The sequence below is a fragment of the Tessaracoccus aquimaris genome (assembly GCF_001997345.1).
Classification (GTDB): domain Bacteria; phylum Actinomycetota; class Actinomycetes; order Propionibacteriales; family Propionibacteriaceae; genus Arachnia; species Arachnia aquimaris.
Map to the genome: position 1 here is coordinate 2,797,427 of NZ_CP019606.1, position 13,946 is coordinate 2,811,372.

Below are 13,946 nucleotides of genomic sequence, written 5' to 3' on the forward strand. Positions count from 1 at the left end.
CGTCCCGCGGCCAATCGCGGTGCGGTGCCAGCCGGCTCGCAACGGCGATTCTGTCGGGTCCACTCCTGACGATGACCGCCATCGGTGCCGTGACAAGGCGGTCTCGCGCTGGATGGCCGGATGGCTTGTAGATTCTCCACAAACTTCCGGAACCGACATTGGGTGTCAGATTGCGCCCTGGGAGCCCGGGGATGCGGAAGTCTTGCATAGTCCGGCGTTTGTCGTGCCCAGGAGGTTAGATGTTCAAGAGAATCGCCATCGTCAACCGTGGCGAGTCCGCGATGCGGCTCATCCACGCTGTCCGCGATCTCAACGCCGAACATCCAGACCGGGACCCCCTGGTCACCATCGCCCTCTACACCGACGGCGAGCGCTCCGCCATGTTCGCCCGCGAGGCCGACGAGGCCTACTCCATCGGCCCGGCGTCAGAGCGCCCCTACCTGAACCACGATCTGCTCGCCACGGTGCTGAAGGAGGCCCGAGCAGAGGCCGTCTGGGTCGGCTGGGGATTCGTCGCCGAGGACGCGGCCTTCGCCGACCTCGTCGAGTCGCTCGGCATCACGTTCATCGGCCCCTCCGGCGACGCCATGCGCCAGTTGGGCGACAAGATCGGCTCGAAGCTGATCGCAGAGGAGGTCGGGGTCCCGGTCGCGCCGTGGTCGCGCGGCGGCGTCGACACCCTCGACGAGGCCCTCGCGGCCGCCGAGCGGATCGGCTACCCGCTGATGCTCAAGGCGACCGCGGGCGGCGGCGGTCGAGGGATCCGCCGCGTCGACGGCGCCGACGACCTGGCCGACGCCTACCAGCGCACCCGCGACGAGGCGCAGCGCGCGTTCGGCTCCGGCGTCGTGTTCCTCGAGAAGCTCGTCACCGGGGCCCGCCACATCGAGGTGCAACTCATCTCCGACGGCGAGACCGCGTGGGCGCTCGGCGTGCGCGACTGCACCATCCAGCGCCGCAACCAGAAGATCATCGAGGAGTCGGCGTCGCCGCTGCTCACCCCCGACCAGACCGCGGAGGTCAAGGCCGCCGCGGAGCGACTCGCGCTGCGCGTCGGCTACCGCGGCGCGGCCACCGTCGAGTTCCTGTACCACCCTGCCGACCACCTGTTCGCGTTCCTCGAGGTCAACACCCGACTGCAGGTCGAGCACCCGATCACCGAGGTCACCAACGAGTTCGACCTGGTCAAGGCACAGCTCCACGTCGCCTCTGGAGGGACGCTGACCGACCGGCCCTCCGAGTTCGGACACGCCGTCGAGGCCCGCCTCAACGCGGAGGATCCCGACCGCGACTTCGCGCCGGCCCCCGGACGCATCACCCGCCTCGACCTCCCTGCAGGCCCCGGCATCCGGGTCGACACAGGCGTCGCCGAGGGCGACACCATCCCCGCCGACTTCGACTCGATGATCGCCAAGATCATCGCCTACGGTCGCACCCGTGACGAGGCGCTCGGCAGGCTGCGGCGCGCCATGCGCGAGACGACCGTCGTGATCGACGGCGGCGCCACCAACAAGAGCTTCGTCCTCGAACTGCTCGCCCAGCCGGAGGTGACCGGCCCGCCCGCAGGCGCCCAGCCGCGCCGCGCGGCGAAGGTGCAGTGGGCCGACACCGGCTGGATCGACCGGGTCCGCGCCGACGGCGGCCTCATCGCCGACGAGCACGCGGGCATCGCGCTGGTTGTCGCCGCGATCGAGGCCTACGAGGAGACCGCGGCGGTGGAGACCGAGCGACTGCTCACCACCGCGCAGGGCGGCCGCCCCCAGACGCAGCACAAGACCGGCGCGACCGTCGAACTCAAGCTCCGCGGCACCGTGCATCAGGTGGTCACCTACGCCACCGGCCCCGGCACCTACCGGGTGATCGTCAACGGCACGCCGACCGAGGCGTCCATCACCCGCCTCGACGACGTGCACGGCCGGGTGCGGGTCGGCAACCAGAGCTTCCGCATCATCTCCGCGACCCACGGTCCCGTGCACGTGATCGAGGTCGACGGCGTCACGCACCGCGTCTCGCGCGACGAGGGCGGCGTGCTGCGCTCCCCCGCCCCCGCGCTGGTCGTCGCGACCCCCGTGTCGGTCGGCGACGAGGTCGAGGCTGGCGCGCCCGTCGTCGTGCTCGAGTCGATGAAGATGGAGACGGTGATCCCGGCACCGTTCGCGGCCCGCATCAAGGAACTCCACGTCATGACGGGCTCGCAGGTCGAGACCATGGCTCCGCTGGTCAAGCTCGAGCCGCTCGGCGGCGACGACGAGGCCGAGGCCCAGCCCGCCGCCGAGGTGGAACTGCCCGCCCCCGCCGCGGACGCCGACGCTGCCGCGACCGCAGACCGGCTGCGCGCCCAACTCTCGGCGATCCTGATGGGCTACGACGCCGACCCGGCCGAGAAGACCCTCTCCGCCTACCTCGACGCCCGCGATCAGGTGATCGCCGACGGCGGCGACGTCCTCACCGGCGAGATCGCGCTGATCGGCCTGTTCGCCGACCTGGCAGAGCTGTCCCGCAACCGCCCGTTCGGAGAGCAGGACCACACCGAACTGCGGATCCACTCCGACCGGGAACACCTCCACCGCTACCTGACAACCCTCGACGTTGACCGGGCCAAGCTGCCCGCGCAGTTCGTGGAGCGCCTCGGGAAGGTGCTGCGCCACTACGGCGTCGAGTCGCTCGACCGCACGCCGGAACTGGCCGAGGCCGTCTTCCGGATCTTCCTGGCGCAGAAGCGGGTCGCCGCCGACGTGCCGATCGTGCTCGGCATCCTCAACCGCTGGATGACCGGACCCGCGCCCGAGCCTGCCCGCGCCGACTCCGCCCGCGCCGATCTCGAGCGGGTGCTCCGCGCCACCCAGTTGCGGTTCCCCGCCGTCGGCGACATGACCCGCTCCATCCGGTTCCGCTGGTTCGACCAGCCCCAGGTCGACGCCGAACGCGCGTCGGTGCTCGCAGGCTTCGGCGACGAGGTCGAGGCGCTCGCCGCGAACCCCGACGCAGACGACTACGCCCAGCGCACCCGCGACCTGTCTGACGTGCACGAATGGACCGCCGACTACCTGGCAACGCGCCTTGGCCGCGGCGTCCCGGCCGTCGAGCCGATGCTCGAGGTGCTTCTGCACAAGTACTACAGCGACTACGACCTGACCGGGATCGCCCGCTCCGCCGTCGACGGCCGCGCCGTCGTGACCGCCGACTACGTGCTGGAGGGCAGGCCGCGCCGCTTCGTGAGCACCGTCGGAACGGCAGCCGAACTCGCCGCTGACGGGCCGCTGGCGAGCCTGGTCACCGGCCTGTTCGAGGGCCGCAACCCCGGCGACGACGCCGTCGGTGAACTGTACGTGCTGTGGGACGAGCAGCCGGAGCCCGAGGCGGTCGTCGCCGAACTGTCGGAGACGCTGACGTCCTGGGGCCTCGGCGCCGAGGTGAAGCGGATCGCGGTCGGCGTCAGCACCGCGGACGGCGAGGTGCAGTACTACACGTTCCGGTTCCGCGACGGGATCGCCGTCGAGGATGAACTGGTCCGCGGGCTGCACCCGATGGCCGGGCGCAGGCTGGACCTGTGGCGGTTGCGCGAGTTCGACACCACCCGGCTGCCCGCCACTGAAGACGTGTGGCTGTTCGAGTGCGTCGCCAAGTCCAACCCGGACGACCGACGCCTCGTCGCGATGGCCCAGGTGCGTCAACTCGCCGCGGTCCGCGACCGGGAGGGCAACCTCGTCGGCCTGCCGCACGCCGAGCGCGCCATCTCGAACTGCCTCGAGGCGATCCGCCGCACCCGCGCCTCGCGAGGCGCTGCGGGCAGCAAGTTGGACATGAACCACGTGTGGGTCGACGTCTGGCCCGAGATCGACCTGTCGCTGGAGGACATCACGCCGCTGCAGTCCAAGATCACGCCGCTGTCCGACGGCGCCGGGATCGAGGAGGTGCTGTGCCAGGGCCGCTTCCGACAGGGCAAGCGCCTCGTGCCGCTCGCGGTCCGGTTCTACTCGCAGCCCGGCTCGGGCGTGACGACCACCGTCGGCCCGCCCCCGAGCGAGCCGCTGAAGCCGCTTGACGAGTACGCGGGCAAGGTGCTGCGGGCGCGTCGACGCGGCCTGGTCTACCCGTACGAACTGTCCTCGACGCTCGCCGGCCCCGGCGGCACGCTGACCGAGTTGGATCTGGACGCCGACGGCCGCCTCGTCGAGGCGAACCGCGCGCCGGGCCTGAACAAGGCCGCGATCATCGTGGCGAGGGTGACGACCCCCACCCCGCTGCACCCGGAGGGCCTGACGCGCATCGTCTTGTCGGGCGACCCGACCAAGGGGCTGGGCGCGCTCGCGGAGCCCGAATGCGCCAGGATCATCGCCGCGATCGACCTTGCGGAGCAGGAGCGGATCCCGCTCGAGTGGTTCACGCTCAGCTCCGGTGCGAAGATCTCGAAGGACTCCGGCACCGAGAACATGGACTGGGTCGGCGCCGCCCTGAAGCGGGTCGTCGAGTTCACGCAGGACGGCGGCGAGATCAACATCATCGTCGCTGGCATCAACGTGGGCGCGCAGCCGTACTGGAACGCCGAGGCGACCATGCTGATGCACACCAAGGGCATCCTCGTGATGACGCCCGACTCGGCCATGGTGCTGACCGGCAAGCAGTCGCTCGACTTCTCCGGCGGCGTGTCCGCGGAGGACAACTTCGGCATCGGCGGCTACGACCGCGTGATGGGCCCCAACGGGCAGGCGCAGTACTGGGCCCCCAACCTGGGCGCCGCGATGGAGATCCTGCTGACGCACTACGACCACACCTACGTGGTGCCCGGCGAGGATGGCCCGCGCCGCGCGGAGACGACGGACCCGTCGGATCGCGACATCTCGGACTTCCCGCACTTCTCCGAGGGCTCCGACTTCAGCACGGTCGGCCAGATCTTCTCCAGCGAGTCCAACCCGGACCGCAAGAAGGCCTTCGACATCCGCACCGTGATCGCCGCCGTCACCGACCAGGACCACGGGCACTCGGAGCGCTGGGCGGGCATGGCAGAGGCGGAGACGGCGGTCGTCGTCGATGCGCGGATCGGCGGGCATTCGGTCGCCGTGCTCGGCATCGAGTCCAAGCCGGTGCCACGCGCCGGGTTCCCTCCCACCGACGGGCCGGACACGTTCACGGCGGGCACGCTGTTCCCGCAGTCGTCGAAGAAGGCGGCCCGGGCGATCAACGCGGCGTCGGGCAACCGTCCGCTGGTGGTGCTCGCGAACCTGTCGGGCTTCGACGGCTCGCCGGAGTCGATGCGCAACCTGCAGTTGGAGTACGGCGCCGAGATCGGTCGCGCCATCGTCAACTTCCAAGGCCCGATCGTGTTCGTGGTGATCTCGCGCTACCACGGCGGAGCGTTCGTGGTGTTCTCGAAGCGCCTGAACCCGAACATGACGGTGCTCGCGGTCGAGGGCAGCTTCGCGTCGGTGATCGGGGGCGCCCCCGCGGCCGCCGTGGTGTTCGCCCGTGACGTCGAGACGCGCACGTCGGCCGATCAGCGGGTTGTCGATCTGGAGGCCGCCCTGCGCTCGGCGTCGCCCCAGCAGCGGGCGGAATTGCAGGTGGAGTTGGACACCGCGCGCAAGTCGGTGCGGGCCGAGAAGATCTCGGAGATCGCGGCCGAGTTCGACGGCATCCACAACATCCACCGCGCCGTCGAGGTCGGCTCGGTCGACAAGGTCATCAGCCCGGCGGAGATCCGCCCAGCGATCATCGCAACGATCGAGGCATACGGGAAGCGCTGATCCGGGGACTCTTCGTGGACCACTCGCGGGGACGCGTTCGTCCGGCCGATAGCTCGGCGGGGCGGTCCCTCGGTGACTCTTCGCCGGGGCGTGCTCAGCCTGAAGACGCAGCGGATCGCCTAGTATCGGGGGAGCGTCGCGTGCCGGTGGGAGTCAGTCTCAGGCATGGAGGCGCCGAACCGAAGGGATGCCGATGACCACATCGATCTCCCCGCGCTCGCGTGACTGAGCGCGAGAGTTCCAGGCTGATCGCCTGGAGCGCCGAGCTGCGACGCGTCCACCAGCGTCTCCGCGACGCGCTGCGCGTCACCCGGGACGCCGTCCATGAGGGCCTACCGGCCGAGCCTGCGAGCCGCGATCTGTTGCTCTACTGTCACGGCTTCTGCGCCGCGCTCGACGGCCACCACCGGGGCGAGGACCGCAGCCTGTTCCCCGCGATCAGGGCAGCCCATCCGGAACTGGCGCCCACCCTCGCCGCCCTGGAACAGGACCACTCGATGATCGCGCACCTGCTCGGCGCGCTGCAGACGGCGGTGGACGCCGGGGGCTCTCCCGAGGAACTCGACCGCCACCTCGAGGGCATCGCCGCGATCATGGAGAGCCACTTCCGGTACGAGGAGCGTCAACTGCTGACGGTGCTCGACGGGCTCGCCCTCGAGGGCGCCGTCGACGAGGTGCTCGGCCCGCTCTGAGGATTGGCTGGCGAGCCGTCCGTTCGCCTGAGGGCGGTTCCTGAGCTCGTCGCGGGACGATCCCTGCGCTTCTCGAAAGCTGAGACCAACGCTCGATGAGCAACCGTTCCCCGAGCCTGTCGAGGGGTCCGAAACAAACGATCCCCGAGCCCGTCGAGGGGTCCGAAACCACCACTCGGCGCTCGGACGTCTCCACAAGCTCGACGAACAACCGATCCCCGAGCCCGTCGAGGGGTCCGAAACCGCCGATCCCCGAGCCCGTCGAGGGGTCCGACACCACCACTCGGCGGACGGACGTCTCGACAAGCTCGACGAACGACGAACCGTTCTCCGAGCCTGTCGAGGGGTCCGACACCCACTTCGCACGCTTGGATGCCTCGACAACGTCGGCGGTCGGCACCACGATGGGTTCATGGTCACCCTTCGCGCCATGATGCCGGACGACGCCCTCCCCCTGCAGGAGGCGTTCGCCGCCATCGGCTGGGACAAGCCGAGCGCACAGTTCGAGCGCTACGTGGCCGAGGCCGAGGCTGGCGACCGCGTGTGCCTTGTCGCAGAGGTCGACGGACGGCTCGCCGGGTACTGCACGCTCTGCTGGGAGTCGGGCTACCCACCGTTCCGCGCGGCGCGAATCCCTGAGATCGTCGATCTGAACGTGCTGCCAGGGTTCCGCCGTCGCGGCGTCGCGACCGCCCTGGTCGACGCCCTGGAACGCGAGGCCGCGACCCGAGGAGACACGGTCGGCCTCGGCGTCGGCCTGTACGCGGACTACGGCCCGGCACAGCGGATGTACGTGGCGCGGGGGTACCTGCCCGACGGCCGGGGCATCGTCTACGCCGGCCAACCCGTCGAGCCGGGCGCCTCGGTGGCGATCGACGACGATGCATGCCTGATGTTCACCCGCCGACTGGCCTGAGTACCGGCCCTGGGAACGCGAAAGCGAGGTGGGCGAACCACCTCGCAGTTCCACCATACAACGCCGAGGGGGCCTTGTGGCAAGGGCCTACCGGAGCGCAGAATCGCTGACTGCATCGGCTACCCAAGGAGCCACCCATGTCAGTCTTCAACCTCCCCTCCTCGAAGGCCGCGAAGGCCGCAGGCACCCACCTCGACCGGGACGAGGCGCACCTCACTCTCGTCGCCGGCCTGCTGGACGGACAGGTCCGTGCGACCAAGGCGCGCCTGGCCGACCTGCGCCTCGAGCCCGCAGGCCCCGGCCATGGCGCGCTGGACCGCGACCTCGAGATCCACCGCCTCTCCTCCCGGCTGTCGGTGCTGCGCCGCTTCGGCCTCGACGTCTGCCTCGGCCGGATGGTGCCATCCGACGGTGAGGCGCCCGTCTACGTCGGCCGCATCGGGCTCACCGACGCCGAAGGCGAGCCCCTGCTGATCGACTGGCGCGCCCCCGCTGCCGAGCCGTTCTTCGCCGCCACGCACGCCGACCCGATGGGACTCTCCAGCCGGAGGCGCTACCGCTGGGCCGACGGGCGGATCGTCGACTACTGGGACGAGGTGTTCACCGGCGACCCGGACTCCCCCGCCGCCCTCGACGACCAGTCGGCCTTCATCGCCAGCCTCGGCGCGACCCGTACGGAACGGATGCGCGACGTGCTCGCCACGATCGCGTCGGACCAGGACGCCATCATCCGCTCCGACGCCGACGGCGCGCTGGTCGTCGACGGCGGCCCAGGCACCGGCAAGACGGTCGTGGCGCTGCACCGCGCCGCCTACCTGCTGTACGAGGACCCGAGGCTCGGGAGCCGCGGTGGGGTGCTCGTGGTCGGGCCGCATCGGCCCTATCTGCGATACGTCGCCGACGTGCTGCCGAACCTCGGCGAGGACGGCGTGGCGATCGCGACCCTGGCAGACCTCGTCCCCGAGGGAGCCGACGCGGCGCAGGAACCCGACGCCGAAGTGGCCCGCCTCAAGTCGGACGCACGCCTGCTGGGCGCGGTCGAGGCCGCCGTCGCGTTCTACGAGGAGCCACCGAGCGACGAACTGACCGTCGAGACACCGTGGGCGGAGGTCGAGGTGGACGCCTCCGACTGGGCCGAGGCATTCTCCTCGCCCGACCCTGGCACCCCGCACAACGAGGCCCAGGTGGAGGTGTGGGAGGCGCTGCTGGACGTCCTCGTCGACAAGCACGGCGTCGACGACGACCTGGATGCGTCGGACGTGCGCGCCGCCCTGGCCACCGACCCGGACCTGCGGGTCGCCCTGCGACGCGGCTGGCCGATCCTCGAGCCCGCCGACCTCGTCTCCGATCTGTGGTCCGTGCCCGCCTATCTGCGCCGCTGCGCCCCCTGGCTGACGTCCGAGGAACGCGCTCACCTGCGCCGCGCCGAGGGCTCGCCCTGGACGGCGGAGGATCTGCCGATGCTCGACGCGATGCGGCGGCGCCTGGGCGACCCGGGGGCGCCGGAGATCCGGCACCGCAAGGCGGCCGCGTTGGCGGAGAGCAGGGCCTTCATGGACGAGGTGGTCGCCGACCTGCTGGAGGCCAACGACGATCCCGAGTCGCCTCTTCCGTTGCTGAACCGCGACAGCATCCGGGAGGCCCTCGTCGACGAGGACGTCGCCCCGGGCGTCGACCTCGACCCGCTCGCGGGGCCGTTCGGTCACGTCATCATCGACGAGGCGCAGGAGTTGACCGACGCCCAGTGGCAGATGGTGCTCGCGCGGTGCCCCTCGCGCAGCGTCACGGTGGTCGGCGACCGTGCGCAGGCCCGCCGCGGCTTCCCCGAGAGTTGGGATGAGCGGCTGCGGAGGGTCGGGTTCGGCTCGGTCACCGAGCGGCGGCTGAACCTCAACTACCGCACCCCTCGGCAGGTGATGGAGGCCGCCGAGCCCGTGATCCGCGCGGTCCTTCCGGACGCCAACGTGCCCGACTCCGTCCGCGAGGGGCTTCCCGTCCGAGGCGGCGACGCCGACCGGGTTAGCGACGTGGTCGCGGAGTGGCTGGCGGGTCACGAGGACGGCGTGGCGGTCGTCGTCGGCGATCCGGGGTTCCCGCCGTCGGAGCGGGTCAGCGTGTTGGCGCCGGAACTGACGAAGGGCCTTGAGTTCGACCTCGTCGTGCTGGTGCGACCCCAGTCGTTCGGGACGGGCGTGCAGGGCGCGGTCGACCGCTACGTCGCCATGACGAGGGCGACGGGCGACCTGGTCATCCTCGAGTAGCCGGGTCCGCGCGCCTCGCTCGGTTCGTGGGCGCGGCGAGCGTGTGCTGCCTGCGGAACTGGCCCGTCGCAAGCAGCACCGCGATGGTGAGCCCGCCCGCGATCCACCCCGAAGCGCCGAGCCCCAGCATCAGCGCGGGATCGGGCTTGCTCCCCGCGGCGAAGAACAGCATCGGCAGACCCATCGACGCGTTCATGGCGCCGTGCGCAAACACGGCAGGCCACACCGCCCCGCTGCGCAACCGGAGGAAGCCGAGGAGCACGCCCCAGATCAGGCAGCCGCCGACCATCAGCAGCAACCCAGTCACGTTGGGACGGCCGAAGTTATAGCCGAGCAGGATCACCGGCGCGTGCCACAGGCCCCAGACGATGCCGCTGACGATCAGCGCGGGCCAGGTGCCGTAGCGGTGCAGCGCCGGGACGAGGAAGCCGCGCCAGCCGATCTCCTCGCCGAGCGCGAGGAGGGCGTTGACGGTGAACGCCGCGATCGGGATCGACGCCAGTTGCGCGGCCGCGACGACCCACGTCGGCGGCATCTCGGTGCCGGGAGGCGCGCTGGCCTTCAGGATCTGCGCCAGCCCGGAGAGTTCCGCGAAGTCGGGCGTCAGCCACCCGAGGGCGATCGCGACGAACATGGCGGCCACGACGACCACGACGGTCCCGAGCACGGCGAGCACCGACAGCCACACGATGCGTCGGGTCGGCCGAAGCGGCCAGCCTCCCAGGAACCAGAGCCTCCGCCCCTTGGCGACCGGCCTCATGGCGAACATCACTATGAGGACGGCGAGCAAGGGGGTGAACATCATGGCGGGGAGCAGCACGACAGCGATCGGCTCGGCCAGCCCCTTGCCGAGCCAGAGCGGGAGCGCGACCAGCCAGGCCAGCCCGCACGCCAGCACGACGTAGGCGCCGATCGCCGACGGCGGAATCGTCGGCAGGTCGGGCTCCTGCTGTGCGGGTGAGGGCTGCGGGTCGGGCATCGACGGCGGTGCCCAGTCGGCGGAAGACGTCATGGGAGGCTCCCTTCTCTCCGCTCAGTCGCACCATACGCCCGCCGCCCGGCCCGCGCCCGGCGGGGCTATCCGTCTCTGGAATCATGCGACCCCTCCGTGCGGCGCTCGCGCAGGCACACTGAGTCCTTCGGATCCCGGACCCGGGGTGGTGGGCCTCGCGTTCGCAGAGACCCACCAGGCGATCGGCACGTTGGTCAGCGTCGATCCGCTGCGACCGTGGCGGCCCGCCCCATCGAAGGCGCCATGCACCTACAACTGGCTGACATTACACTTACAGATGCAAGGAGGTTGCACGGATGAAACTCGATTCACGCGATCGCGTCTTGGCGAACGACCGGGAGCAGATGCTCGCCGCGCAGGTTCTCGACCAACTGTCCGGGCCGGACGGGGCCCTTGCGGTGACCCGTCACGAGGCTGTTTCGCCACTGCCTGTGGAGGTTGGCCGGTTGCTGCAACACGTCCTCGATGTTGTCGCACGTGGGGGAACGGTCACCGTCGGGAGCGTTCCTGAGGTGCTGACGACGACCACAGCGGCGGGATTCCTCGGCGTCTCGCGGCCGACCCTGATGCGCATGGTGGACAACGGCGAACTGCCGTCCCACAAGGTCGGGACGCATACCCGACTGAAGGCGAGCGATGTCTACGCTGCCCTCCGCGCACGCCGCGCGCGCGAGCGGGCGGCCTACCAGGAACTCATGGACCTCGAAGACGGCGACTAGCAGCGAAGGAGTGCGTGCAGCCTGGATCGGGCGCCCGTTTGATCCTGATCAGAGATCGCGAGAGTTCAAGGTCTGGTACTGCCGGACGGCATCGGCTCCCAACTCTCCAGCGACGAGGAGCCCTGGTCTAGGCTCGCGGGCGAGGAAAGGTGGCAGATGACGCGGGTCGAGGCGATCGTGATCGGGGCGGGGCAGGCCGGGCTTTCGGCCGCCTATCACCTGCGACGGCTCGGCATCGACTTCGTGGTCATCGACGCCAACGACCGGCCCGGCGGCGCGTGGCAGCACCGGTGGGACTCGCTGACGATGCACGACGTGCACGGGGTCGCCGACCTTCCCGGCATGCCGGTCCCAGACTTCGATCCCAAGGCCCGCGCGAACGCCGCCGTGCCCGCCTACTTCGCCGACTACGAGCGGCGCTTCGACCTTTCCATCCGGCGCCCCGTCACGGTGCAGAGCGTCACGCCGGACGGGCCGGGGCCGGGAGCGACGCTCACGGTCCACACCAGCGACGGCGACCTCCGGACCCGGGCGATCGTCAACGCCACGGGCACCTGGGACACGCCGTTCCTGCCCTACTACCCCGGCGCGCGCGACTTCCTCGGCCCCCAGTTCCACGCGTCCGGCTACCCAGGCCCGGAGTTCTTCCGCGGGCTGCGCGTGGTGGTCGTCGGCGGCGGCGCCTCGGCGGTGCAGTTCATCGGCGAGTTGGCTGGCGTGGCGTCCGACATCGTCTGGGTGACCCGCCGCGAACCGATCTGGCGTACCGGCGAGTTCAACCCGGACGCAGGGCGCGAGGCGGTCGCCCTCGTTGAGGACCGCGTCCGGCAGGGCCTGCCACCCCGCTCGGTCGTCAGCGTGACGGGGCTGATGCTCCGGCCGCAGGAGCGCCTGGCCGCCGAGATGGGCCTCTACGACGCGCGTCGGCCGATGTTCGAGCGCGTCGAACCGCATGGCGTCACCTGGGCCGACGGGCACGTCGAGCATGCCGACGCGATCCTCTGTGCCACCGGATTCAGGCCGAGCATCTCGCACCTGTCGCCGCTCAGGCTGCGGGGGCCGAACGGGGGCGTCCAACTGGAGGCGCCCCGCGATCCGCACACGTTCACGACGGCGACCAAGGATCCGCGGATCCACTTCGTCGGCTACGGCCCGTCCGCCTCGACGATCGGGGCGACGCGCGCGGGCAGGGTCGCGGCCCTGGCCGTGCGGGATCAACTGGCCGGCTGAGCTCCTCAGTTGAGATCGGTCGACTGACGCCGGGGCAGCCGTTCGTCGAGCTTGTCGAGACGTCCGAAACCACAGGGCAACAGCCGCCGGCGTTGGTCTCGGCCGCTTCGACAGCCTCAGGGTAGAGCGCGGCTAGAAGTCGAAGTCGATGTCGGAGATGAAGTCCCCGACGCCCTCGACGAAGCCGCCAAGCCCTTCAGCGACACCGCCGACCGCGTCACCCATATCAGCGATCCCGCCGAACCCGTCGGCGAGGAACGCGAGGTTCCATGTCAGGTCCAGGCCCATGTCCATCCAGAGAAGCCCGTCGAGCACGTCCGTGTCGCCCGCCTCGTGGCTGCGGCTTGCCACCTCTCCGAATACCTTCGACCAGTGGTCGGCCACGCCGAACACGAGCGCATAGGGCAGGTAGCGGCTGAAGATGCCCGCGGCCTCCTCGAAGCTGAACTGGTCGGCCTCCGCCGTGGCGAGGTACTTCTTGAAGCCGAGGGCCTGGATCGTCGTCGCGGTGCCGAGCGCGGTGCGGGGCACGCGGCGCTTCAACCGCTTGCTGAGGAAGAGTGCGCCGCCGATGAGGATCAGGGCGCTCAGGATCGTCCAGATCGATGAGGACATGGTGAACACCAGCACGCACCAGCCGAGCAGCACGACCCAGCCGAGCACCGTAAGGCAGCCGGCCTCCTGCGGCCTCGGGTCCTTCTCGTACCACCCGTTCTGGACGGTCTGGCGGTACAGGTCCTCCTTGGCGTTGCGCAGGTCTCCCCCGCGCTTCTTGGTCCACTGGCTCATCAGGACCCCGTCCCCGGCGCCGGGCATTCCGAGCAGCGAGCCCAACAGGTCGGCCTCGAACTGGTCGAGCCGGTCGGCGGTTGGGGCGGGATGGATCGGGGTGATGCGCCAGTCGCGGGCCTTCTTCTTCGGGTCCTGCTGCCGCTTCGGGTCGACGTCGACCGCCTCGATCTTGAGCCAGCCGCGCACCGCAAGATCGACGATCGTCGCCGTCAGGTCGCGCATCTCCGCCTGCCCGTCGACGATGGTCCCGACGAGTCCGGGCCTGAGACCGCGGGGCGGGGAGAACGCGACCGCGACCTGGCCCGAGTACTCCCGACCGGGCTGCACCTTGGTCTCCGGGGCGCTCTGACCGAGCGCGGGCACGAGGCCGGGCGTCAGGCCGACGAAGATCCGGTCGTGAAAGAACCGGTTGGCGACGGCGCCGATGAGAAACATCACACCGCCTGCCACGATCGCGATGGCAAGGGCCCCGATATCCATGGAGGTCATGCGCACCATTGTGTCGGATGTGACAAACCCCAGCCGGTCCCGCCGTCCGGGTTGAGACCGACGACCGGTCCGCAGCCCGTGCGAGGCCGCG

Annotated in this window: 8 protein-coding genes; 6 read left to right on the plus strand and 2 right to left on the minus strand. The window is 70.5% G+C overall.

What is annotated here, in order from left to right; all coding sequences use genetic code 11:
- The first annotated feature begins 239 nt into the window (after positions 1-239).
- From BW730_RS12860 to helR, 4 genes are all read left to right on the plus strand, one after another.
- The gene (locus tag BW730_RS12860; protein ID WP_077686599.1) at positions 240-5,744 is read left to right on the plus strand and encodes an ATP-binding protein; all 5,505 of its coding nucleotides are present in this window, start codon (positions 240-242) and stop codon (positions 5,742-5,744) included.
- Positions 5,745-5,965: 221 nt separating this feature from the next.
- Positions 5,966-6,436 carry a hemerythrin domain-containing protein gene (locus BW730_RS12865; protein WP_077686600.1) on the plus strand — a complete coding sequence of 157 codons (471 nt, stop codon included), beginning with the start codon at positions 5,966-5,968 and terminating at the stop codon, positions 6,434-6,436.
- A 412-nt stretch (positions 6,437-6,848) separates the two neighbouring features.
- Entirely contained in the window at positions 6,849-7,352 is a 504-nt protein-coding gene (locus BW730_RS12870; RefSeq protein ID WP_077686601.1) for a GNAT family N-acetyltransferase, read from the plus strand.
- A 137-nt stretch (positions 7,353-7,489) separates the two neighbouring features.
- Complete coding sequence (gene helR, locus BW730_RS12875; RefSeq protein ID WP_077686602.1) at positions 7,490-9,613, plus strand: RNA polymerase recycling motor ATPase HelR; 2,124 nt, start codon at positions 7,490-7,492, stop codon at positions 9,611-9,613.
- On the opposite strand, the gene BW730_RS12880 is transcribed toward helR, so the two are convergent.
- A complete protein-coding gene (locus BW730_RS12880; protein WP_226996794.1) occupies positions 9,600-10,625 on the minus strand; it encodes a CPBP family intramembrane glutamic endopeptidase in 1,026 nt (341 codons plus the stop codon). The two genes, helR and BW730_RS12880, sit on opposite strands and share 14 nt — an antisense overlap.
- 344 nt (positions 10,626-10,969) lie before the next feature.
- Between BW730_RS12880 and BW730_RS12885 the strand changes: the two genes are divergently transcribed.
- Both BW730_RS12885 and BW730_RS12890 read left to right on the plus strand, forming a co-directional pair.
- Positions 10,970-11,344 (plus strand): helix-turn-helix domain-containing protein, encoded by a 375-nt coding sequence (locus tag BW730_RS12885; protein WP_145952858.1) that lies wholly within the window; start codon positions 10,970-10,972, stop codon positions 11,342-11,344.
- Between the two features lie 156 nt (positions 11,345-11,500).
- On the plus strand, positions 11,501-12,574 hold the full coding sequence (locus BW730_RS12890; protein WP_077686604.1) for an FAD-dependent oxidoreductase: 1,074 nt from the start codon (positions 11,501-11,503) through the stop codon (positions 12,572-12,574).
- A 132-nt stretch (positions 12,575-12,706) separates the two neighbouring features.
- Here BW730_RS12890 and BW730_RS12895 read toward each other — a convergent pair whose 3' ends face one another.
- Positions 12,707-13,855 (minus strand): DUF2207 domain-containing protein, encoded by a 1,149-nt coding sequence (locus BW730_RS12895; RefSeq protein ID WP_158522661.1) that lies wholly within the window; start codon positions 13,853-13,855, stop codon positions 12,707-12,709.
- Between the last annotated feature and the right edge of the window lie 91 nt (positions 13,856-13,946).